Consider the following 24,030-nt stretch of genomic DNA (forward strand, 5'->3'; position numbering starts at 1 on the left):
ATGAAAACCAAGCTGACAACCAGCCTGCTGGCCGGATCGGCTGCCATCTGGGGCGCCGCCGCTGCGGCAGAAGGCGAACTGGTGATCTACAACTGGAGCGACTACCTGGACCCCGCGATCATCGAGGCGTTTGAATCCGAGACCGGCATCGACGTCACCTATGACACCTATGATTCCAACGCGATGCTGGAAACCAAGGTGCTGGCGGGCAGCTCCGGCTATGATATCATCGTCCCCTCCTCCACCGGCACCGCGCGGCTGATCTCGGCCGGGGTGCTGCAAAAGATCAACAAGTCGAAGATCCCCAACCTGCAGCACGTCTGGCCCAAGATCGCCGGCCTGATCGAGACCTTCGATCCCGGCAATGAATACCTGGTGCCTTACAACTGGTGGACCTTCGGCATCGCCTACAACAGCGGCAAGCTGGCAGAGCGGCTGGGTGCGGACCACCCCAAGTCCTGGGACCTGCTGTTTGATCCGGAGATCTCCGGCAAGCTTGCTGACTGCAGCGTGATGATCGTGGACTCTCCTATCGACGTGATCGGCGCCGCGCTGATCGACATGGGCCAGGACCCGAACACCAGCGACAAGGATCAGATCACCGCCGCCGGGGCGCATATCGGCGCGATCCGGGACAATATCGCCCAGATCTCCACCGATGCCATGATCGGCGCCCTGTCCGACGGCGATGCCTGCCTCGGCCTGACCTGGAGCGGTGACGCCTATTGGGCCGCCGATGGGGCCAAGGAAGCCGGCAATGGTGTCAACTTGGAATACATCATCCCGGAAGAGGGCACGCTGCTGGACTTTGACGGCCTCGCTATCCTGGCTGATGCCAAAAACGTGGATGAGGCCCATGCCTTCCTGAACTACCTGCTGCAGCCTTCGGTCTCAGCCCAGAACGCCAACTTCATCCGCTACGGCAGCGCCAATCTCACCGCCCAGGCTGAGATCGATCCGGAGCTGACCAGCAACCCCGCCGTCTATCCGACCGAGGCGACGATGGAGATGCTGACCACCCCGGTGCTTCAGGACCGCAAGACCGAGCGCCTGTACACCCGCACCTGGTCCAAGGTCCGCACCGGCCAGTGAACCCCGGCGCGGCTTCCGGGCCGCGCCAATCCAGCCCTGCTGCGGCCTGCGGGCCGCGCATCAATTGCCCTGCCGCGGCGCCCGCTCACATCGCGGCAGGGACTTGCAACAGGGGAACCTGCACCAATGAACTTCCATGATCCGGCCAGTGCCGCCGCCGCCCGGGCCGAACCCGCCAGTCCGCTGAAACCAGCCCGCCCGCCCTTGATCCGCTTCGAGAATGTGACCAAGACCTTTGGCAGCTTCACTGCGATCTCGGATCTGAACCTGGATATCCAGGAACGCGAGTTCTTCTCGCTCCTCGGCCCCTCCGGCTGCGGCAAGACCACGATGATGCGGCTGCTGGCCGGGTTTGAGGAGGTGACCTCAGGCCGCATCCTGCTGGACGGCCAGGACCTGACCGGCATCCCCGCCAACCGGCGCCCGATCAACATGATGTTCCAGTCCTACGCGCTGTTTCCGCATATGACGGTGGCGAAAAACATCGGCTTCGGGCTCAAACAGGAGCGCTGGAAGAAGCGCGACATCCAGGACCGGGTCGACGAAATGCTGGCGCTGGTGCAGCTCGAAGGCTTCGCGGACCGCAAGCCGCACCAGCTGTCCGGCGGCCAGATGCAGCGGGTGGCGCTGGCGCGCTCTTTGGCCAAGAAACCCAAGGTGCTGCTGCTGGACGAGCCGCTGGGCGCGCTCGATAAGAAGCTGCGTGAAGAGACCCAGTTCCAGCTGATGGACGTGCAGGACCGGCTGGGCCTCACCTTCATTATTGTCACCCACGACCAGGACGAGGCGATGACCGTCTCCTCCCGCATCGCAGTGATGAAGGCAGGCAAGCTGCTGCAAACCGACACGCCTGCGCGGATCTACGAGCATCCGGCGTCCAGCTATGTCGCTGATTTCATAGGCAACGTGAACCTGATCAATGTTGAGCTCGCGGGCATGGAGGGCGATCTGGCGCTGGCCCGCTGGGATGGCGGAACCCGGCTGGCGATCCGCCCGCAGCCCGAGGATGTGATGACCCCCGGCGCCCGCAAGACTCTGGTGCTGCGTCCCGAGAAGATCCACGTCACCAAGGACCGGCCCGCAGACGCCCACAACGTGAACATGGTGGAGGGCACGGTTGAGGAGATCTCCTACACCGGCAGCGCTTCCACCTTCCTGGTGCGGCTCGACGGCGGCATGCTGATCCGCGCTCAGGAGGCCAACCGCCTCCTGACCTCGCGCCGCGAAATCGACTGGAACGACCGGGTCTGGCTCAGCTGGCGCGCAGGCGCCTGCGTGCTGGTCGACGCGTGAGGGCCGGACCATGAGGACATCACGCCGCCTGCTGATCCTGCTGCCCTATCTCTGGCTGGGGCTGTTCTTCCTGGTGCCCTTCCTGATCGTCATCAAGATCGCGCTGTCCGATTCCGTCACCGCCAGCCCGCCCTATGCCCCGACATTCAGCCTCGATGAGGGGCTTGCAGGCCTGCGCGCCTCCTTCGCGCAGTTCGATTTCGAGAACTTCCTCTGGCTGGCCGAGGACGGCATCTATCTCAAGGCCTATCTCAACAGCGTGAAGGTCGCCGCCATCGCAACCCTGCTCACCCTGCTGATCGGCTACCCGGTGGCCTATGCCATGGCCAAGGCGCCGCAGGACTGGCGCAAAACCCTCCTCCTGCTGGTGATCCTGCCGTTCTGGACCAGCTTCCTGATCCGCATCTACGCTTGGATCGGCATACTCAAGAACGAGGGCTTCCTGAACCTCGCGCTGATGAAACTTGGCATCATTGAACAGCCGCTGGCGATCATGCACACGGAGATCGCGGTCTATGTCGGCATCGTCTATTCCTACCTGCCGTTCATGATCCTGCCGCTGTATGCCTCGCTGGAACGGATCGACGGCCGGCTGCTGGAAGCCGCCGAGGATCTCGGCTGCGGCGCCCTTGCCGCCTTCCGCCAGATCACCCTGCCGCTGTCACTGCCGGGGGTGGTTGCGGGCTGCTTCCTGGTCTTCATCCCGGCGATCGGCGAGTTTGTGATACCCGACCTCCTGGGCGGCTCCGGCACGCTGATGATCGGCAAGACCCTGTGGCTCGAGTTCTTCTCCAACCGCGACTGGGGCGTGGCGGCGGCGGTGGCCATCGTACTGCTGACCATCCTGATCGTGCCCATCGTGCTGTTCCAGCGCCACCAGCAGAAACATCAGGAGGAGCTGGGATGATCCGCCGTTTCAACATGTTCAACCTGACCTCGCTGACCTTCGGCCTGGCCTTCCTCTACCTGCCGCTCTTGCTGGTGGTGATCTACTCTTTCAACGACTCCCGCCTGGTCACCGTCTGGGGCGGTTTCAGCACCAAATGGTACGGCATCGTGCTGAACAACGACGCCTATCTGGAGGCCGCCTGGATCACCCTGCGCATCGCCTTTGTCTCGGCCACGCTGGCGACAGTGCTGGGCACGCTCAGCGCGGTTGTCATGGTGCGGGCGGGCTCCTTTCCCGGCCACACCCTGTTCTCCGGCATGATCTTTGCGCCTCTGGTGATGCCAGAGGTGGTGACCGGCCTGTCGCTCCTTTTGCTGTTCGTCGCTATCGGCCTCGACCGCGGCTTCTGGACCATCACCATTGCCCATGCGACCTTTGCCATGTGTTATGCCTCGGTGGTGGTTTCTTCCCGCCTGGCCAGTTTCGACCGCTTGCTGGAGGATGCGGCGCTGGACTTGGGCTGCACCCCGTTCTCGGCCTTCCGCCAGGTGACCCTGCCGGTGATCGCGCCCGCGGTGATCTCGGCCTGGCTGCTCTCGTTCACCCTGTCGCTCGATGACTTGGTGATCGCCACCTTCACCTCCGGCCCCGGCTCCACCACCCTGCCGATGAAGCTCTATTCTTCCGTCCGGCTGGGCGTCTCGCCCGAGATCAACGCGCTGTCCACGATGCTGATCGGTATCGTTACCTTTGGCGTCATCGCCGCGTCGCTGATCAACCGGCGGCAGGAGCGGCGCCAGAAACAGGAAAACCGCGCGGCGGCCGCCGCCGCATGACCCGCCCTCAAACCTAAATGGATACGGCAATGCAGTACAACATGTCCCAGCTCTATATCGGCGGCCGCTGGACCGCCCCCCGCGGCAGTGCCTCGGCGGAGGTGATCAACCCTGCCACGGAACAGTCCCTCGGCCGCCTGGCGCTTGGCAGCGAAGCAGACGTCAACGCCGCCGTGGCCGCAGCCAAGGCCGCGCTGCCCGGCTTTGCCGCCACCAGCCGCGAGGACCGCATTGCGCTCCTTGAAAGGGTGCTGGAGATCTACACCGCCCGCGTGGATGATTTCGCAACGGCCATCTCGCTGGAGATGGGCGCCCCGATCACCATGTCGCGCGAGATGCAGGCGCAGGTGGGCATCGACCACCTGGAGGCCATCATCGCAGACCTGAAGGCGCTCGATTTCGAAGAAACCCTGCCCAACGGCGACACGCTGGTGCGGATGCCGGCTGGCGTCTGCGGGCTGATCACCCCCTGGAACTGGCCGGTCAACCAGATCGTGCTGAAAGTGGGCCCTGCCCTGGCCGCCGGCTGCACAATGGTGCTGAAACCCTCCGAGCTGACGCCGCTGTCGGCGATCCTCTATGCCGAGGTGCTGCACGAGGCAGGCGTGCCCGCGGGCGTCTTCAACCTGGTCCACGGCGAAGGCCCTGTGGCTGGCGGCGCGCTGTCACGCCACCTGGATGTCGCCCTGATGTCCTTCACCGGCTCCACGCGCGGCGGCGTCGCAGTGACCCGCGATGCCGCGGAAACCGTCAAGAAGGTGGCACTGGAGCTTGGCGGCAAATCCCCGAACCTGGTGTTTGCCGACTGCGATCTGGAAACCGCCATCGCCGAAGGGGTGGAGGCCTGTTTCGTCAACACCGGCCAAAGCTGCGACGCCGCCACCCGGATGCTGGTGGAGCGCAGCGTCTATGGCCGCGCGGTGGAGTTGGCACAGGCGAAATGCGCGCAAATGACCGTCGGCAACTCCGCAGAACCGGGCGATCACATGGGACCGCTGTCCAGCGCTCAGCAGTATGCCCGCGTGCAGGAGATGATCGAGGCCGGCATTGCGGAAGGCGCGCGGCTGGTGGCCGGCGGGCCGGGCAAGCCGGCAGGTTTCGACACCGGCTACTACGCCCGCCCCACCATCTTCGCCGATGTGACCAACGACATGCGCGTGGCGCAGGAGGAAATCTTCGGCCCGGTGCTGGTGATGATCCCCTTCAGCAACGAGGAAGAGGCCATCGCCATCGCCAATGACACGCCCTACGGCCTGTCGGCCTATGTGCAGACCGGCGACAGCACCCGCGCAGGCCGCGTTGCCCGGGAGCTGCAGTCCGGCATGGTCAATGTGAACGGCGCCTTCCTGGGTGCAGGCTCCCCCTTCGGCGGGGTCAAAATGTCGGGTGTCGGGCGCGAGGGCGGCCGCGAAGGCATTCTCGAATTCCTCGAAACCAAGGTGATTGCAGCACCCTGACGGGAGCTGCAAAAACGGACCAGTGCCATGAAAATCCTCCGCCGCATCTACAGCGCTCACGCCTATGACACCCAGGCCCCTGCCGGCAGCTACTGGGAGGCCACGCTGCCCGCCGCCCCTGCCTATCCGCCGCTGGACGGCGACCGGCGCACGGGCGTGGCCATTATCGGCGCGGGCTACACCGGCCTCAGCGCCGCGCTGCATCTGGCCCGCGAGCACGGCGAGGCGCCACTGGTAATCGACGCCGCCCGGCCCGGCTGGGGCGCCTCGGGGCGCAATGCCGGTTTCTGCGGCTTCGGCGGCGCCAAACTCGGCAACAGCGATATCATCCGCCGCTTCGGCGAGGACGATCTGCGCGCCTTCTTCAGCGCCCAGAAGGAGGCGGTTGCGCTGGTCCGCGATCTCACTTCGCCAGGCAGCATCGAGGCAGAGGCGCAGGATGACGGCGAATACTGCCTGGCCCACAGCGCCCGCGCGGCCCGCGCCCTGCCGGAAATGGCCGCAGGCCTGCGCCAATATGCCGGGGTGGACTGCCCGGTGCTGTCTGCCGAGGAGATGCGCCAGGAAGGCCTGCACGGCGACGGGTTCCACGGCGGGTTTCTGCTGCCTCTGGGCTTTGGACTTAATCCGGGCAAATACGCGGCCGGCTTGGCCCATCTGGCGCAACAGGCCGACGCGGTGGTCCACGGCAATACCCCGGCTCTGTCGGTGCAGGAGCAGCCCGGCGGCACCTATATCATCGAAACACCGTCGGGCCGCATTACAGCGGACCGGCTGATCGTCGCCAGCAACGGCTACAGCAGCGACAACCTGCCGGACTGGCTGCGCGGGCGCTATTTGCCGGTGGTCTCGCATATCATGGTGACGCGGCCCCTGACCGAAGCCGAGAAACAGGCGCAGGGCTGGACCACCCGGCGCATCGCCTATGACACCCGCAACCTGCTGCATTACTTCCGCCTGCTGCCGGACAACCGGGTGCTGTTCGGGATGCGCGGCACCAGCAACATCACCCCCGGCTCCACACAGCAGATGCGACGCCGGATCCGCCGTGATTTCGAGATGATGTTCCCGGCCCTTGCCAAGGCTGAAACTGAATACCATTGGAGCGGCCTGGTCTGCCTGACCCGCGGTCTCACCCCCTATGCCGGGCAGATCGGAGACTGGCGGCGCGCCTGGACCGGATTTGGCTACCACGGCGGCGGCGTTGCAATGGCGACATATACCGGGCGGCTGATTGCTGGAATTGCCGCCGGAAAGCCATGCGTTTCCCCTTTACCCGAGCTCATGAAGGTGCAGCCTTCAACGTTCCCATTGCTGAGTTACCGCCGCCACCTCCTACCTCTAGCGTACACATATTACGGCATGAAAGACCTGCATTAGGAACTTCCGCGCTGACTCGACTGAACAGACTCGCTGCGCGTGGAACACTTCCGGTACCACCGGGGGCGGTTGAGTTTTCGGTGCAGAGCAGAACTTCCGAACTGAATTTCTCATCGTGTAAGAAAACCAGGATTTACCGGCCTGTGCCATCAAAGCGAAACCTCAACCTGTCTGAGCGCAAGGTTTGCCACCCCGTGCAATGCGTCTGCTGTTGCACCGTCACGGGCTTGCGCTGCAAACCCCTGGATCAGCACCGAGACAAATTTTGCCAGCAAGTCCGGCTTGACGGATACAGCCATGTCCCCGGCGGCGATACCGCGCCGGATCCGGTCTGCGATCATCGACTCGCTGGCTTGCCTGTAGCCGGCAAGCAGTTCCTGCGCGCATTCGCTGCCTTTGCCGCAATTGGTTGCGGCACTGATCAGGAGACAACCCTTGGGCCTTTGTTCCGTGCAAAAGGCCTCAATCGCCTCGGACACAAGGCGGCGTAGAGCCTTGGCGGCAGTTGCTTCTTCATCAAGGGCGCGAGGGGCGTAAGTCGCAACATGCTTGACATAATGGGCGGTGCAGCGTTCAAACAGCGCCTGTTTGTTGCCAAAAGCCGCGTAAATACTGGGCGGGTTCAATCCCATGGCAGCACTGAGTTCTGCCATGGACGCAGCCTCATATCCTCGTTCCCAAAACAGCAGCATCGCCTGCTCAATCACGTGATCGGTGTCAAAGGACCGCTGCCGCCCCATGGCTGCCTCCATTATTATTTACCGATCACTACACAAATGTGCTTGACCCGGCAAGCCGCCCATTGTTTATCAATCACTACAGAATGGGTGGAGGCTAGGATGAAAGCAGCAGTTATCGAGAGTTTTGGCGGGGTGGAAGTGTTCCGGATAGCGGAACAGCCGCACCCCGAACCCAAGCCGGGGGAGGTGCTGATCCGGGTCCATGCGTCCAGTGTGAACCCTGTGGATGCGGGGGTCCGGTCTGGACGGATCCTACCCTATGACCCAGCCCAATTTCCGATGATCCTAGGCTGGGATGCGGCAGGCACTGTCGAGACGCTTGGCCCTGAAACGGAAGGGTTTGCCCCCGGAGACCGGGTGATGGGGCTCTCACCGCAACCAGGATCGCTGGTAGGCACCCATGCGGAATTTACCACCCTGCCTGCCAGCCAGATTGTGAAGATTGCCGATGCGGTTTCTTTCATCACAGCCGCTGCAATGCCTTTGATCGGCAGCACCGCACTGGCGGCATATCAAGCGCTGGATCTGCCGCCGGGCGCCCGTGTTCTGGTCAACAATCCCAAAGGGGCGGTTGGCGCAATGGCTGCAGCGATCGCGCCTTTGCTGGGGTTCGAACTCGCGGCCTCTGATGCACAAGACGTGGATGGCGCCATTGACGTGCGCGGCGGTGAACATGCGCATCAGGCTTTTGCTGCGGTGAAGGACAGCGGGGCCTATGCAACCATTGTTCCGGAGTGGTGGAAGCCGGGCGGGGTCTTTACCGCAGCGCGGGGCATCACCCCAGTGACAGTTCAAAATCCCGCCAATCAGCAGGTTCTGCTGCCATTGTCGGATTGGCTGGCCCAGGGCGTCCTGGATCCGGGGATCGAGGAGATCATGCCGCTTCACCGGATCGCAGAGGCGCACCGGAGGCTGGAGGCGCCCGGACGTACCGGCAAGTTTGTTCTGGACCATACCTGCTGACACCTGCAGCGAAAGGCACAGGCAGGGCCGCCCCCGCCTGTGCCGGTTTTTCGTGCTGCCGAAGGGTCCCGGATTGCTACGCGGGCGCGGGCACGCCCATTGCAGCAGCCGCCCGGGCCAGACACTGCTGCGCGTCATCCATGAAGTCTGCGAGAATGCGGCCTGCAGGCGCGGCCGAGCGGATCAGGCCGATGCCTTCGCCGGCAAAGGCGGTTGCCACATCCGGATCGCCTGCATCCTGAGCTGCCAACCATTTAGCGGCTTCAGCGCCTGCTTCCATCCTCAAGGCATCTTCGGAGCCGTGCCATTTCTGAATGAAGGAATTGCGCAGCACACGGCCATTGTAGCGCGCAGGCCAATCATAGCCGCGGACCACGTCGACCACCTTGGTGCGGATCGTATCGTCACCGGTCGCAGCAAGCGCGCGATCCAGGATGCGGGGATGCACCAGCGCCTCGTGCGAGGCCCAGAACCGGGTGCCGATCACCGCACCATCTGCACCCAGCATCAGGGCCGCAGCCAGACCGCGCCCGTCGGTGATGCCGCCTGCGGCACAGAGCAGCGCCGTGCTGTTCCGGCGCGCGATTTCGTCCGCTATCTCGGGAACCAAAGCAAAGGTGCCGCGCGTCTCGCCATGGCCGCCGGCATCTGCCCCCTGAGCCACAAGAATGTCCGCGCCGCAGTCCAGCGCCTGTCGGGCATCGCGCAGGGTTTGGACCTGGCAGATCAGCGGCACGCCGGCATCCCGGATCGCAGGCGCAAATGGCGCCGGGTTGCCGAAGGACAGGAACACCGCCGCGGGATCCTTCGCAAGTACCAGATCAAGCAGATGCGGCTGTTCCGCCAGCTTCCAGGTGATCAGCCCGCAGCCCGCGCGGGCCCCCGCGGCGGCGGTGAACTGCTGTTCAATCCAGCCGACATCACCATAAGCCCCCCCGATCATGCCCAGCCCGCCGGCTTGGGTGACGGCGCGGGCCAGCGCGCCGCCCGCAGCAAAGGCCATCGGCGCCTGGATCACCGGACAGGTGATCCCCAGCGCCTCTGTCAGCCGCGTCTTCATTGAGCTTTCTTCCGGTATTCCTGCACCGGCAGGCCACCGACGCCCCAATCCTCCAGCGGGACCTCGTCAATCACGACAAAGGTCGTCGCTGGGTTCTTGCCCAGAATGTCCTGCAGAAGACCAGTGACCCCGGTAATCAGCTGCGCCTTTTGATCTGCGCTTGGGCCGTTGCCATCAGGGCCGCCTTCGCGGGTCACCTTGATATTCACATAAGGCATGAGTCAGTCCTTTCGTGGAGCATAGGAAAACACTTTCGCAACGATGCGCCATTCGGTGCCGTGGCGAACCAGGGTCAGCAGGTCGTGGAAGTCCCGGCCCATCATGGTCATCCGGGCGCTGACATGGGCCAGACGGTTGCTGGCAAAGGCAATCTCCAGGATCTCCTCCTCGCGCAGGTCGCCGCGTTTGGCGGGCGGCTCACGCCCGTCGACGCGGGTCATGTAGGTCTCAAGATCCAAGTAAAGCTCATCGCCTTCAGTGGCGCAGACATAGGCCAGCTGCGGGTGGAAGATCTCGCGCAGCATGGTGCTGTCGGCCTGGTGGAGGCCCTCAAAATAGGCCCCCATCAGTTCGCCGACCGCTTTGTGATCGGCGGGCGTCATTGGATCAACCCTTCGGCGCGCATCGCTGCCTGTGCCGATGGACGGGCTGCACTGCGGTTCACAAAGGCGGCAAGATTGGGCCAGCGGGCCAGGTCGATACCGGTGAAATTTGCCCAGTTCGAGACAACGAACAGGTAGGCATCCGCCACCGAGAACTGGTCTTCAATCAGCCACTCTCGGCCATCCGCCAGCTGGGCTTCAATGAAATCGAACTTGCCCGCAACAGCGGTACGCGCAGCGTCCTTGCCGGCCTCGGATGTGCCCTCGCGGAACAGCGGGCCAAAGGCCTTGTGCAGCTCACTCCCGATCCAGTTGAGCTGTTCCTGCATCCGGGCCCGGGCCAGGGTGCCAGCCTCCGGCGCCAAGCCTGCCTCCGGGTGGCTGTCCGCGATATACTGCAGAACCGCTGCCCCTTCAGTCAAAATGCTGCCATCGTCCAGGCCCAGGGCCGGAACATAGCCCTTGGGGTTGATCGCGCGGTAGTCCGCACCCGTTTCAGTCCTGCCCGCGGCGGTATCGACGGTTTCAATTTCAAACGGGCGGCCGGTTTCATGCAGGGCGATATGGCTTGCCAGAGGGCAAGCACCGGGCTTGTAGTAGAGTTTCATAACAGTCTCCTGTGTTGGTGATGCCCTCTGACTACCTCCGAATATGATTGATTGATAATATTGTGTTTTCAGCACTATGATCGAAAAAAACGAACATGTTGGAAACTCATGAAACATGACCAGCTCATTGCCCTGGACGCCATTGTCATAACCGGCACATTCCGCGGCGCGGCGGAGCGCCTGCACAAATCGCAATCCGCCATCAGCCACACAATCCGTCAGTTGGAAGAGGAGCTGGAATTGGAGCTGCTCAGCCGCGAAGCCTACCGCCCCGCACTCACCCCAGCAGGCGAAATCTTCTACCGCGAGGCGTCGCGGGTTCTGCGCCAGATGCAGGGGCTGAGATCCACCGCGGCCCGGCTGCGCGCCCGCGAAGAGCCGGAGCTGACCGTCGCCGTCAGCGCAACAATGGATTTGGACCCTTTGCTGCCGGCCCTTGCAGAAACCGGGCGGCGCCACCCCGCAACACATCTGCGGCTGCGGATGGAGATGATGGGCGGCCCGATCGCCCGGCTGATGGAGGGCAAGGCAGATATCGCGCTCGCGTCCCTTGATGGGGTGCCATTGGACGAAGTTGAGGCTGAACCGGTTGCCGAGGTCACGATCCGGCCCGTGGCCAGCCCTGATCTTGGCCTGCCGTCCGGTTCCCGCGCATTGTCCGCATCCGAAATGCAAGGCCACGTGCAGGTGGTTGCCGCCGGCACCGGCGGCGCGGCGCATGAACAGAGCCGCGACCTGCTGTCTGGCGGGCTGAAGTGGACCGTTTCCGATCTCACGGCCAAGAAGAAAGTGATCCTCGCCGGGCTCGGCTGGGGTGGTTTGCCCGACCATATGACAGATGCTGAGCGACGCTCCGGAGCGTTGCTGTCCCTGAACCTGGAAGGGTTTCCTCTTCGCCGGACCATGCTCTACAAGATGAGACGCAGGGACCAAACAGTAGGAGTCGTTGCCAATGAACTTTGGAGCAAAATCGGTACTGCCAAGCCGGACTAAATCAGGAAACCCCTAGGACTGCTAACCTTCTGCAGCTGAAGCAGAACGCTATCATATTAAAGCGAAAGCTCTCCAAGGGCGACGTGGCTGGCTCCTGCCCGGCTTGCATCACGGTGTCATGTGCTGCAGCGCAGATTTGCCCGGCCCGCCATTCGTGTGCCGTACAGCCTTTTTCAGTTTGTAAAAGGCTGGGCTGCCGGACAAAACGGACCGCTGCCTTTGAAACCCAATTAAGTCGGAAATTGGCCCTCCGAACAGACCCCGGCAGGAAAGAAGCCCTGGCGCACTCCGCCAGGGCCCTGATTTTTGAGGGGCCAGGCGGTTATCAGACACCCGCCATCTCGCGTTTTTCCGCGTTCCTGAAGAAGATCAGGTAGAAAACCGGCGCGGCCACCAGCGTCAGCACGGTCGCAAAGGCCAGCCCGCCCATGATGGTGATTGCCATCGACACGAAAAACGCATCGGTCAGCAATGGCGCCATGCCAAGAATGGTGGTCACTGCTGCCAGCATCACCGGGCGCAGGCGTGAGACCGAGGCTTCGACAATGGCTTCGCGCAGAGGCTTGCCGGTTTCGCGCACCAGGTCGATCTCCTCGACCAGCACGATGCCATTCTTGATCAGCATACCGGACAGGCTGAGCAGACCCAATAGTGCCGTGAAAGTGAAGGGGAAACCGGTTCCCAGCAGCCCGATCACCACGCCGTTCACCGACATCGGCACCAAGAGCCAGATGATCACCGGCTGGCGGATTGCGTTGAACAGCAGTACCGAAATCAGCACCATTATCAGCAACGTCACCGGCAGCTGCTTGCCAAGGCTTTCGTTAGCGTCGCCAGAGCTTTCATGCTCGCCGCCCCATTCCATCATGTAGCCGGGCGGGATGTCCATCGCCTCGATGGTTTCCTGCACTTGGGCAAAAACGGTGGCCGCAGTCATGTCCGGCGGGATGTCGGCGCCAACAGTGAGCGTCGGCAGTCGGTCCCGGCGATGCACCAACGTGTTTTCCACCTCGACATCGATGCCATCAATCATCTGCTCCAGCGGCAGGAACTTTCCGGCAGAAGAAGAGAAAACAACCTGATCATAGATGTTGTAGGAGTCCTCCTGCGCTCGGCGTACCACGATGGGGATCAGCCGGTCATGTTCCCGGAAGACGCCCATCTGCACACCATCGGTGGAGAACTGCAGCGCGTCGGCGATGTTTTCCCGGGTGACGCCGGCAGTCTGTGCCCGGTCGGTAGCATAGACAGGTTTCAGCACCGGCTCCTGCTCACGCCAGTTTTGACGCGGGAGCAGGATATTGGGGGAAGCCGCTTCCAGCCGCCGGATCGCTTCTTCGCCCAGGCGGCGCAGGACGCGCGGGTCGGGACCGGAGAAGCGCACCTGGATCGGATCACCGCCACCCGGGCCGAACACCAGCCGCTTGGTACGGAACTCACCCTCAGGGAAGCGGGATTGGCCAAAAGCCTCCAGCTCAGCCTGCAGCGGCGGGATGGCGTCCAGGTTTGCGGTACGGATGATCAGGTGGCCGTAGCTGGGGTTCGGCTTTTCGGCAGAATAGGTCAGCATGAAACGGGTTGCCCCCTGTCCCGTGAAGGAGGCCACCGAAACCACATCATCGCGGGCGCCCAGCCAGTCCTCGAACACCTGCAGATGCTCGGAAGTGGTGTGTATCGATGTGCCCTGAGGCAGCTTGTAATGAACAAAGAACAGCGGGGTGTTGGAGTCCGGGAAGAACTGCTGCCGCACTTGCCCGAAACCGAAAAAGCAGACCACGGTGACGGTAATCAGCCCAGCGACGACCATCCAGCGCAGCTTCAGAGATGCCCGCAGAATTGCGCCGTAGGTGCGGAACAGAACACCATCATAGGCATCACTGTCCCCCTCCTTGCCCTGCTTGAAGAAGTAGTGGCCCAGCAGCGGGGTGGCCGTCAGAGCCAGGAACCAGCTAAGGAGCAACGAAATGGCAATCACCGCAAACAGCGAGAACAGGAACTCACCAGTCGCATCCGGGCTGAGACCGATACCGGCAAAGGCCATGATGCCGATCACCGTAGCGCCAAGCAGCGGGATTTGGGTTTTTGACGCCGCATCGTGTGCCGCCTCGCGGGAAGTCTTGCCGCGCAGCATGGAAATTTGCATCCCCTCCGCCACAACAATGGCATTGTCGACCAGCATCCCCATGGCAATGATTAGCGCACCAAGCGAAATCCGCTCCATCTCGATCGAGAACATGTTCATGAAGAACAGTGTGCCCACCACTGTCAGCAGCAGGGTTGTGCCCACCACAACAGCGGCGCGCCAACCCATGAACAGCGCCAGCACGACCACCACGATGGAAACCGACATGGCAAGGTTTACCAGAAAGTCGTTGGAGGCCTGCTCGACCACCACATGCTGCTGATAGATTGGTTTCAGATCGACACCATAGGGGATCTGGCTGTCCAGTGCGGCGAGCTTGGCGTCAACGTTCTTGCCCACTTCGACGATGTTTTCGGTGGCAAGGCCGGCAATCCCGAGAGTGAAGGCTTCAACCCCATCAAAGCGGATGATCAGATCCGGATTGTCGATGCGGCCACGATGCACGTCGGCCATGTCGATCACGTTAACCACCTCACCCTGCCAGCCGATCGCTAGGCCCTGGATTTCGGAAACCGAGTCCGAGCCTTCAGGCGCGCGCATCAGAGTTTCGGCTGGCCCGGCGTCCAGACTGCCTGCAGAGCGGACCGAGTTGGACGTGGCCAGCGCGTTGCTGATCGCGTCAATCGGAACATTCTGATTGACCGAAACCGCGAGCGTGGGTTCAACAAAGATCGCCTCCTGCGGCAACCCCGCGATTTCAACATCGGCCACCCCGTCCACCGTCAGCAGCTCGCGCCGCAAGTAGGTTGCCAGATCATGCTTTTCGGCGTCCGTGTAGCCCTCCGCCGTTACCGCATAAAATAGGCCGAACACATCGCCGAAGCCGTCGTTCACAACCGGCTGGCTGACACCCTCCGGCAAAGCGCGGGCGGCATCGCGTACTTCCGCACGCAGTTTGGTCCAGATGGCAGGCAATTCGGTGCCATCGTACGTATCCTGCATCTCCACTTCGATCAGGGAGAAGCCGGGCTGGTTCACCGAAGTGATCAGCTTGACCTCGCCCATTTTCTGGATCGCTGATTCCAGAGGCTCGGAGACTTCGCGCGCAACCTGCTCACTGTTGGCGCCCGGATACTGCGTGGCGATCACCGCGGACTTGATGGTGAAGGCCGGATCTTCAAGGCGTCCCAGGTTCAGAAATCCCCAGATGCCGCCAAGCAGGGCCGCCAGCATGATGATCCAAGTATAGAGCGGCCGGTTGATCGACCCGCGTGCAATGTCCATCTGCCTGCCCTCAGTTTCCGAAACCGGTAAAGCGCCTGACCTTCTGGCCGTCTTTCAGCGCGCCGCCCCCGGTCAGCACCACTTCTTCGTCTCCGGCCAGGCCCTCCGCCACGCGGAAATCACCGTTCTGAGTGGCTTCAACCTTCACTTTGGTCCATGCAATGGTGCCTTCCTTAGCGCCTACAGGGGAATAAACCATGACGCCGGTGCTGCCGTCGGTTGCGGTTACCAGGGCCGTTGCGGGCACTCTGATGCCTGCTTCGCCGGTGTTCACCCGCACTTTCACAGTTGCAGATGCGCCCGGAAGGATCTGGCGGTTTTCAGGCGGGGTCAGGCGGAGTGTCACCTGATAGGTCTGACCGACGCTGCTGGCCTCTGCATCATATTCCAGGATCTCCAGCGGATACTCTGCGTCCTGGCCGGGAAAATTCGCGGAAATCGTCAGCACGTCGCTTTCCTCAGCCCTTTGGAACAGGACTTCAGGCACATCGACTTTGATATGCAATTCAGACATGTCGTGCAGCCGCACGATGGGGGTCCCCGAACTGACGGTGGTGAACTGCTCCACTTCACGGCTGGACACCAGCGCATCAAAAGGAGCGTTCAGGGTAGCATGCTCAAATTCATACTCTGCATCGCGCAGCGCCACGCGTGCCAGCCCTGCCTCGGTCTCAGCGTCGTCGATCGAGACCTGACTGACAGTGCCGGTCAGATTTTTTAGGCGCGCAACAGTCCGGTCGGCCTGTTCCTTGCGCAGCTGCGCCTGCTCCAACTGTAGCTCGAACGGTTCCAGGTCAAGCTCGGCAATCAACCCGCCATTGGCCACCGTACGGCCTTCGGCAACCGGAAATTTCAGTATTTGCCCGGAAACCTGAAACGCAAGGTCCACTGTCTGCTTAGCTGCCACTTGGCCAAAAAACTGCCGTTCCAGAACCAATGCTTCCGAGGAGGTTTGCAGCAGCTTGACCGGCTTCAGCGCCCCTTGAGCCAGCACAACCGCAGGCAAGGTTGCAAACCCAGTAATCAAAGCAACGGCAAATGAGGTTGTCCAGCGCATGCGTATCACTCCTTCGGGGCAGTTTTCTGGCTGTTCGCATCGTATGGCAATTTCAGGTGGCGCATCCACTGGTGCAAGACAAGATGCCGGGATCGGTGCGGCATAGTCTCTTTGGCTTTTTTTGCCTGTGAACAAGTTCACAAAGTACAAGAAATCTCCATGAAGAGCCGCCAAGAAGGAAATGAAAACTCACGGCAAGACACCTTCGCACTCAATGAGAAGGGCCGCAGTCCTCCGCCCCTTGAGAAGGTGCTCTGCTCCCTGAAAACTGGGACGTTCGGATGATCAGCCCCACCTGAGTGGTCCGGTTTGATTGTTAGTGCATGACTGGCCTTTTGATCCTCCCCCAGTGAAGTGGTCCGCCGTTATGTTTAGGAAAACGGAGGATCAGAATGGGAACGAAGCGGCACAAACCCGAAGAAATTGTCACGAAGCTGCGGCAGGTTGAGGTGCTTGTCGGGCAAGGGATGGCGCGGGTGGATGCGATCCGCGAAGTGCGCATCACCGAGCAGACCTATTACCGCTGGCACAAACAGTATGGCGGGATGGGAACCGACCAACTCAGGGAACTCAAACGATTGCATAAAGAAAACGAACGGCTGCGTCGCGCCGTATCGGACCTGACCCTGGACAAGCTCATCCTGACGGAAGCTGCGAAGGGAAACTTCTGAGCCCCGCCCGCCGCCGGGCCTGCATTGACCATGTGCGCAGCCTGTTCAGGGTGTCTGAGCGGCGCGCCTGCCGCGTCCTGAAGCAACACAGATCCACGCAGCGCAAGCCGCCCAAGAGCCGGGCGGACAAAACACGCCTGGTTGCGGACATTATCGTGCTTGCCCGCCAGTATGGCCGCTGCGGCTATCGGCGGATCGCAGCATTGCTGAGAGGGGCAGGCTGGCAGGTCAACTGTGAACAGGCATGCAATTTTGACCCCGTAGCGGGGAAATCGGCGTCCAAAGATGACCCCCTTACACTGATGTGAATCATGCCCCCGAGGTTATCGGGGAGCACAGAGTGGGATGTTGGTCGTGGAGACGATAGCAAAGATCCGGCGGGCGTATTTTCAGGATTGAGGAATTGAGCCGCCATTGGTCCGAGGCCAATGCCGAACAAGCCGATCAAGCAAATCTGCCGGGAACTGCGAGCTCGTCACTCCAAGCTCCTTGGCAACACCGCCTTGTGTGGCACCAGGCTTATAAAGCCGACCAACAGCTGCGGCTTTGAACTCATCTGTGAACGTCCGTCTCGATTGTCCCATTCCATGCTCCTTTCGTGGACAGGGGTAATTTACCCCGCTGTCCGGGAACAGGGACGAAGTTCAAACCGTGAAACTGCACAATGCGGGACAAACCCGTCCTTTACCAGGGGACCCTCAGTAGCCGCTTAGCCATCAGTTTCAACCGCTGGCGCTCTCCATATTCCACGCCGCCAGAAGTTTCGGCAGCGCTTCGTTCCAGTCCAGCACACCGGCGGCTTGGGCCCAGACCTGATACTGTCGGATCAGGTCTTTCTCCAAGGCGGGGCTGCGGCCTGCAAGATCGGTCAGTTCAGTGCGGTCGGCCTCGATGTCGTAGAGCTCCCAGGGACAATCATGCAGCCGCACCAGCTTGAACCGGCCCAGCCGGATCGCGGCGTTGCCCTCGTGCTCCCAGAAGATCGGCTGCGCGCGCTGCCAGTCCTTGCCCTGAAAGAGGCCCAGCAGCGACTCTCCTTGCAGCGGCTGGATCTCATGGCCGCCGACCTCGGTCTGATAGGCGGTGCCGGCGGCTTCCAGAATGGTCGGCAGGATATCGACCACATGGCAGGCTGCATGGGCAGCACTGCGCGGTTTGAACCCCTTTGGCCAATGGGCGACCAGAGGGGTCGAGATGCCGCCTTCATGCACATAATGCTTGTACAGGCGGAACGGCGCATTGGAGACATTGGCCCAGGGCTTGTCATAGCTTTGAAATGTCTGGGCATCGCCCGGGCGCAGGCCGGTCACATTGCCCATGGTGATCTGCCTGCCGTCGTGCGTTTTGTCCGGGTAGAACTTCGCCCAGCCGTCCTCGGCCATGAACTCGGCGCAGCCGCCGTTGTCGCTGAGGAAAAGGATCAGCGTGTTGTCGAACTGCCCGAGCCGTTTCAGGGCCGAAATCAGTGTGCCGACCGACTGGTCCATGCGGTCCACCATTGCCGCATAGGTTGCCATCTTGCTGGCCTCCCAGTCCTGGTTCTTTTCCTGTTCCCAGCCATGCACGGTGCTGTCGCGCGGGGAGATGTCCCAGCTGCGCTGGAAAACGCCTTGGCCGTTCATCGTTTCATGGCGTGCGGTGCGGATATGGTCCCAGCCTTTCGAATAGACGCCATCGTATTTTGCGATGTCCTCAGGATGGGCATGCAGCGGCCAGTGCGGCGCAGTATGGGCGAGGTAGAGGAAGAATGGCTTTTCGTCCGCGACCGCGCCTTCGATCATGCCGATGGCCTTATGGGTGATGGCGTCGGTGAAGTAGAAATCATCCGGGAAGGTTTCGACCCGGCTGTCATCCTCCAGCATGTAATGCGGCGAGAAGAAATGCGTGGCGCCGTCCATGATCCCGTAAAAACGGTCAAAGCCGCGCTGGCGCGGTGTCGGATGCTCGACGTCGCCGATCCGCCAGCTGTCCACACTTCGCGGCTCGAAATCGCCGGCCACATGCCATTTGCCGGACATCAGCGTGGCATAGCCGCTGGCGCGCAGATGCTCGGCTATGGTGGCGCTGTCGTTGCGCAGGAACCCCTGATAGGCAGGCGTGCCCAAATTCGCGCCCATATGCCCGACGCCGGCGTTATGCGGGTAGAGCCCGGTCAGAAGCGACGCCCGCGTCGGGCAGCAGCGGGCACAGTTGTACATCGCAGACAGCATCACGCCGCCCCGCGCAAGTGCGTCGATGTTGGGAGTCTGGATTTCAGACCCGGTGCAGCCGAGGTCGGCAAACCCCATGTCGTCCGCCAGGATCAGGATGACATTGGGCTGGCCGGTGTCTGTCTTGGAGCTGTGGCTGGTCATGGCTGAGCTTTCATCAGCGGTCAGGATGCGCGGGCGGAGGCAAGCGGGCCGCCCTCGACGGTGACCCGGTGCATCAGGCGGCGGAAACCGTGGTAGTCGTTGATCGCCTTGTGCCAGGTGGCACGGTTGTCCCACATGGTAATGTCACCGGCCCGCCAGCGCACGCGGCATTGAAACTCCGGCTGCTGGCAATGGGCATAGAGCATGACCAGAAGCGCCGAGGATTCGTCCGGATTCAGCCCTTCAATGCGGGTGGTGAAAACCGGGTTCACAAAAAGGCCGCGCCGCCCGCTCAGCGGATGGGTGATGACCACCGGATGCCGGGCGTCCTGGGTGGCGGCCTCTGCATTGCCCAGACGGCCCGATTTCACCGCCTCGCTGCCCATCGCGGCGGCGCCGAACACATGGCGCGAGGAATGCACGGCCGTGAGACCATCAAGAAAACGGCGCATCGGCGCTGAGAGCGCCTCATAGGCGGCGCCCATGGACACAAACAGCGTGTCGCCGCCATAGGGCGGCATCTCGATGGCGTGAAGAATTGAGCCCATCGCCGGTTCCTGATCATAGGAATGATCGGTATGCCACCCCTCACCAACGGCCTCTGTCTGGTCCTTCTCTTTCAGGACAGTGGCGATTTCCGGGTGGCCCTCGACCGGCTTGAAGAACCGGTTGACATTCACTGGCCCGAAACGGCGGGCAAAGGCCAGGTGATCTTCTGGCCCTGCGGTCTGCCCCCGCAGAACGATCACCGAATATTCCGCAAATGCGTCCCGGATGGCACTGAAATCCTCGCTGCGGCGGATATCCGCCCCCAGGATTTCCGCGCCCAAACCGCCGGTCATTGGCAATATTTCCATGATATCCTCCGCTGTCGCCTGCAGGCAGCATAAGGTCTGTCCTAAAACTGGAAAAACTGGTTTAACTTGCTTCAAAGAAAGATTTTTCCAATGGTTCGCTTCACCCTTCGCCAGCTCACCTACCTGACGGAAACCGCGCGGCAGGGCGGTATTGCCCAGGCGGCGCGGCAGCTTAATGTCTCTGCCGCGGCTATCGCCTCGGCACTGGACAAGCTGGAGGCCGCCACCGGCCTGACCCTGTTCGACCGGTTTCCGGCACAAGGCATGCGGCTGACCCGCGCTGGCGGGACGTTCGCCACCCAGGCCGAGGCGCTGCTGAAGCAGGCCGCTGCACTGGACCGGCAGGCCGCGGATCTGGCGTTTGGCCGCACCGGCAGGATCCACATCGGCACCCATCACGCACTGGCGCAGCAGATCGTCCTGCCTGCGGTGCTTGCTTTCCGCGAAAGCCATCCGGGTGTCCGTATCGAGGTGAAGGAAGCGGAATACCCGGCATTGGTGGCCGCGCTGGACACTGGCGAGGTGGATGCGCTGGTGGTCTTTGACCAGGGGTTCGACCCCGGTCGGCATGAGGTTGAAGTTCTTTTGGAGCTGCCGCCTCTGGTTCTGTTGTCAGGCGCACACCCTCTGGCTGCGAAATCCCGGATCAGCCTGTCCGACCTGACCGGTCTGCCCTATATCTCCGTCTCGCCCGCTGGCCCCGGCCCCAGTTACCTGCAACTGCTGCAGGCCGCGGGCGTCCACCCCGAAGTGCCGTTCCAATCCCAATCCCGCGAGCTTGTTCAGGCTTACGTCGACAAGGGGTTCGGTTTCACGCTTGCAGGCTTCCCGCCCAAACAGAACTGCACGACTGAAGGCGACTCAATCGTTGCGCGACCGCTCAAGGAAAGCATCGGGCACTACAGGGTGGTGATTGCCCGCCCACGCCTAGCAGTTCAATCAGGCCTGACTGACCGGTTTTTGGAGCTCTGCAGGCCTCCGGTCTCAAGTTCCGGATTTGCAGGTATTCAAAGATCTGCAAACCCGTGATGCTGCCGTTCGTCTTTTCTGCAGCATCTGTCGCGATGGGTTCAGAGCACCCAATGCACCCGTAACGTTTCCCGAAGAACAAGCAATCGGACAACGGTCATTCAAACCAACAGTAAAATTCAGGTGTCAGCGCGGTGCTGATGTCTGGGCTTGGCGGGAGGATTGGAGGGCCCAATATGCCAAGGGTCCAACTTCCCGCAGTCACCCCGAAACGAAAAGCCTGGAACAAGGGCCGGGTCGTCGGCCAGAAAAGGCCGCTGTTGCCGAAACAAGTGTGGGCAATCCGCGCGCGGCTCGAATTGGCCAGGAATCTGCGTGATCTCACGCTGTTCAACGTGGCGATTGATAGCAAGCTTCGCGGATGCGATTTAGTGAAACTGTCCGTCAGCGATTTGGTCAGAGATGACCGCGTTCGCGAGAGGGTGTCTGTGATCCAGAGCAAAACCCGGCGACCCGTTCAGTTCGAACTCTCTGAAAACACGCGGGATACCATTACTGCATGGATCAAGTCGCCGGAAATGATCGGCTGCCGTTTCATGTTTCCTAGCCGGTTTCATGACCGCCTACATATCTCAACCCGCCAATATGGCCGACTTGTGCGGGATTGGGTGGCTGCGATTGGGTTGGAACCCAGCGGCTACGGCACCCATTCGCTGCGCCGGACCAAGGCGGCGGAGATCTACCGCAAAACCGGAAATCTCAGAGCAGTTCAACTGTTGCTCGGGCACACAAAGGTTGACAGCACTGTCAGATATCTTGGTATCGAACTTGAAGATGCGTTGAGCATCGCCGAGCAAATCGACATTTGAACCACCTTGGCGGGCGGCACTTGCCGTTCGCCAATCCAGACCAGACCTACGGTCGCACCGCTGCAGTGTTACGGTTCGAGCCCTAAGCGGCCGCTTCTACCAAGCTTGATTGCTGCAAACGCAAAGGGCTGCACTATAACCCGAAGCTGACATACTGCTCATTTAGAAACAGGAAGGTACGGTCTTTCGGGAGAGGCGTGGCCACACCGCATGTCAAACGGCAGGTGGGCATTCCAGGTGACCGAGCCAAACACCTGACCGCAATCCTTTGGTTTGCAACTGGCGACTTCGCAACACCGCAAAAGGAGTTCAATTGAAGACGTCAGTACTCTGGCAATTCTGCTGAGTGGCGCTTCATCTTGTCAAAATTGTCCATTGAAAACTCTACCGGTTCCCCAGTTTCCCAATCAAACAGGTCGCGTTTGAGGGTCGTAAGTGGCCCCATGTAGACGTGCAAGGCCAGGGACGGTTTTTCGCCATCACCAACAACTGCATGAATTCCATCGTCTTCCAGAGTGAAAACCTCTCCGGCTTTCACTATATGAGTTCTTTCGTGCTGCAACTGCCCCCCGTCGCGCTTGAAGAGAATATTCTTCTCCCCCCCAGAGTAAGCCGCGATGTGAACCTTCAGCCTATGCTCATGAGGCGGCATGGTGACGTGGGGCTGAAACCGGCAGCGCCAGATTGAGACCTGTTCGTCCTGATAAAGCATGATTTCGTCTTCACCATCAACTTCTGTTGCCGTGATGATAGGCTCTGGGTCAGCTACATAGCGCTCCAGTACCAAGCGAATTTCTTCATTCGGCATGCTGCTTGCCGCTGCTGTGCGTACGTCTTCGACAAAAGTTTCAAAAGTAAAGTTCATCGGTTCCTCCGGGTGGCCATTGAGAGGGTGGACAGGATTTAAGAGGCAACTTCAAACTCTTGGACACTCCGGGAATCTGCAACGTTGAAAAAATTCACGCACAGGTGAGGAGATTTAATCTGCCTGTACAGGTAAAGGAGGCAGCTTGGATCTGAGTGCGAAGGCAAGGAAACGATGCGTGAATATGGGGCTTGTGTTTGTGCCTTGGCCCGTCCGCATTACTCAGCGGGCACCACACATGCTTGCTGAGCAGCCTTTGCAGATCGCAAATCGAAGTATCGATTGGCTATGAGCGCAGACAGGATCAAGGCAATACCTGCCTTCTGCAGAGCTGTAACCTGTGTTTGATACACAAGGTAGGAGAGGATCAATCCGAATACGGGGACAAGCAAGCCAAAGCGCACAATCTTTTCACCGCCATACCGGCTGATCAAGTAATTCCAGATCCCGTATCCGCCGAGGTATGCAATCAAAATCCAGCCGATAAGAACCGCAGCATAGACCAGCTCAGTGGCGGTAAGGCCAACGAGATTGTGATGAATCATCCCTTCAGTTGCGTTCGCCCAGATCGTCACAGGGATGCTGATGAAAACGCTGGCATAGATTAGAACCGGGAACATGGCGACGTCAGGGGTCTTTTGTTCAATCCGGGAAATGGTGACATTGCCTACCGACCATGAAAACGCCGCCATGACCAAAAACAGAACGGCAACTGTACCTGTCGCTGTTGCCCCACGACCCGCGGCAGCAACCAAATAGACGCCGAAAAGGCCCAGCAGCAGCACGCCAATTGTGGAGAGGGCGAAGGGTTTGCGATAGAGAACAGATAGGAGAACTGGAGTGAAGAACGCCTGCAGCTGAAGCAGCACCGACGCAATCCCCGGAGAGGCTCCCAAATCCAGTCCGATATTCTGGAACCCATATTGGCACCCGCCAGCAGCCACGCCCCAAAGGGCGACGAGGTGAAGGTTCTTTGGACGCTTTACAAAGGGCAAGAACAGCCAGCAGGCTAGAAACTGAACCGCCAGAATTGAAATTGGCCCCGTAAAGCCAATCAGCTCTTTGATTGCGATGAAGTTTGCACCCCATGACGTGCTCCCCTGAAAAG

General features: G+C 61.1%; 22 protein-coding genes and 1 pseudogene. 11 read left to right on the forward strand and 12 right to left on the reverse strand.

The genetic code is table 11. The features are described 5' to 3' along the window. From RA25_RS12910 to RA25_RS12935, 6 genes are all read left to right on the forward strand, one after another. On the forward strand, positions 1-1,092 hold the full coding sequence (locus RA25_RS12910) for an extracellular solute-binding protein (protein WP_039172838.1): 1,092 nt from the start codon (positions 1-3) through the stop codon (positions 1,090-1,092). Positions 1,093-1,218: 126 nt separating this feature from the next. Continuing rightward, on the forward strand, positions 1,219-2,385 hold the full coding sequence (locus tag RA25_RS12915; protein ID WP_019296848.1) for an ABC transporter ATP-binding protein: 1,167 nt from the start codon (positions 1,219-1,221) through the stop codon (positions 2,383-2,385). Positions 2,386-2,395: 10 nt separating this feature from the next. Next, complete coding sequence (locus RA25_RS12920) at positions 2,396-3,292, forward strand: ABC transporter permease subunit (protein ID WP_019296849.1); 897 nt, start codon at positions 2,396-2,398, stop codon at positions 3,290-3,292. After that, positions 3,289-4,110: an ABC transporter permease gene (locus tag RA25_RS12925; protein WP_039172841.1), complete on the forward strand. Its 822-nt coding sequence runs from the start codon at positions 3,289-3,291 to the stop codon at positions 4,108-4,110. The genes RA25_RS12920 and RA25_RS12925 overlap by 4 nt, the downstream gene beginning before the upstream one ends. 17 nt (positions 4,111-4,127) lie before the next feature. Next, positions 4,128-5,567 (forward strand): aldehyde dehydrogenase family protein, encoded by a 1,440-nt coding sequence (locus tag RA25_RS12930; protein ID WP_241477411.1) that lies wholly within the window; start codon positions 4,128-4,130, stop codon positions 5,565-5,567. Between the two features lie 27 nt (positions 5,568-5,594). Then, on the forward strand, positions 5,595-6,947 hold the full coding sequence (locus RA25_RS12935; protein WP_039172843.1) for an NAD(P)/FAD-dependent oxidoreductase: 1,353 nt from the start codon (positions 5,595-5,597) through the stop codon (positions 6,945-6,947). A 149-nt stretch (positions 6,948-7,096) separates the two neighbouring features. Here RA25_RS12935 and RA25_RS12940 read toward each other — a convergent pair whose 3' ends face one another. Beyond that, positions 7,097-7,687, reverse strand: a complete 591-nt coding sequence (locus tag RA25_RS12940; protein ID WP_241477412.1) for a TetR/AcrR family transcriptional regulator — start codon at positions 7,685-7,687, stop codon at positions 7,097-7,099. Between the two features lie 99 nt (positions 7,688-7,786). Between RA25_RS12940 and RA25_RS12945 the strand changes: the two genes are divergently transcribed. Then, positions 7,787-8,650: an NADP-dependent oxidoreductase gene (locus RA25_RS12945; protein ID WP_019296854.1), complete on the forward strand. Its 864-nt coding sequence runs from the start codon at positions 7,787-7,789 to the stop codon at positions 8,648-8,650. 76 nt (positions 8,651-8,726) lie between these two features. Here RA25_RS12945 and RA25_RS12950 read toward each other — a convergent pair whose 3' ends face one another. From RA25_RS12950 to gstA, 4 genes are read right to left on the reverse strand one after another with little or no spacing between them, the layout of a single operon-like run. Next, positions 8,727-9,710, reverse strand: coding sequence for an NAD(P)H-dependent flavin oxidoreductase (locus RA25_RS12950; RefSeq protein WP_039172849.1), 984 nt, complete (start codon positions 9,708-9,710; stop codon positions 8,727-8,729). Beyond that, positions 9,707-9,928, reverse strand: coding sequence for a tautomerase family protein (locus RA25_RS12955; protein ID WP_019296856.1), 222 nt, complete (start codon positions 9,926-9,928; stop codon positions 9,707-9,709). The genes RA25_RS12950 and RA25_RS12955 overlap by 4 nt, the downstream gene beginning before the upstream one ends. Before the next feature lie 3 nt (positions 9,929-9,931). Then, positions 9,932-10,312: a nuclear transport factor 2 family protein gene (locus RA25_RS12960; RefSeq protein WP_039172851.1), complete on the reverse strand. Its 381-nt coding sequence runs from the start codon at positions 10,310-10,312 to the stop codon at positions 9,932-9,934. Next, positions 10,309-10,920, reverse strand: coding sequence for a glutathione transferase GstA (gstA, locus tag RA25_RS12965; protein WP_039172854.1), 612 nt, complete (start codon positions 10,918-10,920; stop codon positions 10,309-10,311). The genes RA25_RS12960 and gstA overlap by 4 nt, the downstream gene beginning before the upstream one ends. Positions 10,921-11,028: 108 nt before the next feature. On the opposite strand from gstA, the gene RA25_RS12970 reads away from it, so the two are divergent. Further along, positions 11,029-11,913 carry a LysR family transcriptional regulator gene (locus tag RA25_RS12970; protein WP_019296859.1) on the forward strand — a complete coding sequence of 295 codons (885 nt, stop codon included), beginning with the start codon at positions 11,029-11,031 and terminating at the stop codon, positions 11,911-11,913. A 325-nt stretch (positions 11,914-12,238) separates the two neighbouring features. Here the strand turns inward: RA25_RS12970 and RA25_RS12975 are convergent, their stop codons facing one another. After that, positions 12,239-15,280 (reverse strand): efflux RND transporter permease subunit, encoded by a 3,042-nt coding sequence (locus tag RA25_RS12975; RefSeq protein ID WP_039172857.1) that lies wholly within the window; start codon positions 15,278-15,280, stop codon positions 12,239-12,241. A gap of 10 nt (positions 15,281-15,290) precedes the next feature. Beyond that, the gene (locus RA25_RS12980; RefSeq protein ID WP_019296861.1) at positions 15,291-16,337 is read right to left on the reverse strand and encodes an efflux RND transporter periplasmic adaptor subunit; all 1,047 of its coding nucleotides are present in this window, start codon (positions 16,335-16,337) and stop codon (positions 15,291-15,293) included. A 392-nt stretch (positions 16,338-16,729) separates the two neighbouring features. Here RA25_RS12980 and RA25_RS22420 point away from each other — a divergent pair. Beyond that, positions 16,730-17,241: pseudogene (locus RA25_RS22420) on the forward strand (transposase); the annotation flags it as partial. Between the two features lie 156 nt (positions 17,242-17,397). Here the strand turns inward: RA25_RS22420 and RA25_RS23290 are convergent. The 3 genes from RA25_RS23290 to RA25_RS12995 all read right to left on the reverse strand — a co-directional run bounded on the left by RA25_RS23290 (position 17,398) and on the right by RA25_RS12995 (position 20,219). After that, positions 17,398-17,592: a transposase gene (locus tag RA25_RS23290; RefSeq protein ID WP_082008920.1), complete on the reverse strand. Its 195-nt coding sequence runs from the start codon at positions 17,590-17,592 to the stop codon at positions 17,398-17,400. Positions 17,593-17,730: 138 nt separating this feature from the next. After that, positions 17,731-19,362 (reverse strand): arylsulfatase, encoded by a 1,632-nt coding sequence (locus tag RA25_RS12990; RefSeq protein ID WP_019297418.1) that lies wholly within the window; start codon positions 19,360-19,362, stop codon positions 17,731-17,733. A 20-nt stretch (positions 19,363-19,382) separates the two neighbouring features. Continuing rightward, complete coding sequence (locus RA25_RS12995; RefSeq protein ID WP_039172860.1) at positions 19,383-20,219, reverse strand: TauD/TfdA dioxygenase family protein; 837 nt, start codon at positions 20,217-20,219, stop codon at positions 19,383-19,385. Between the two features lie 90 nt (positions 20,220-20,309). Between RA25_RS12995 and RA25_RS13000 the strand changes: the two genes are divergently transcribed. Continuing rightward, positions 20,310-21,248: a LysR family transcriptional regulator gene (locus RA25_RS13000; RefSeq protein WP_039172862.1), complete on the forward strand. Its 939-nt coding sequence runs from the start codon at positions 20,310-20,312 to the stop codon at positions 21,246-21,248. A 176-nt stretch (positions 21,249-21,424) separates the two neighbouring features. Then, the gene (locus RA25_RS13005) at positions 21,425-22,057 is read left to right on the forward strand and encodes a tyrosine-type recombinase/integrase (RefSeq protein ID WP_019297415.1); all 633 of its coding nucleotides are present in this window, start codon (positions 21,425-21,427) and stop codon (positions 22,055-22,057) included. Positions 22,058-22,379: 322 nt separating this feature from the next. On the opposite strand, the gene RA25_RS13010 is transcribed toward RA25_RS13005, so the two are convergent. Then, on the reverse strand, positions 22,380-22,922 hold the full coding sequence (locus tag RA25_RS13010; RefSeq protein ID WP_039172865.1) for a hypothetical protein: 543 nt from the start codon (positions 22,920-22,922) through the stop codon (positions 22,380-22,382). 218 nt (positions 22,923-23,140) lie between these two features. Beyond that, a partial coding sequence (locus tag RA25_RS13015) for a DMT family transporter (RefSeq protein ID WP_039172866.1) occupies positions 23,141-24,030 on the reverse strand: 890 nt, incomplete at its 5' end.

It is taken from the genome of Leisingera sp. ANG-S5, from assembly GCF_000813925.1.
Lineage (GTDB): Bacteria > Pseudomonadota > Alphaproteobacteria > Rhodobacterales > Rhodobacteraceae > Leisingera.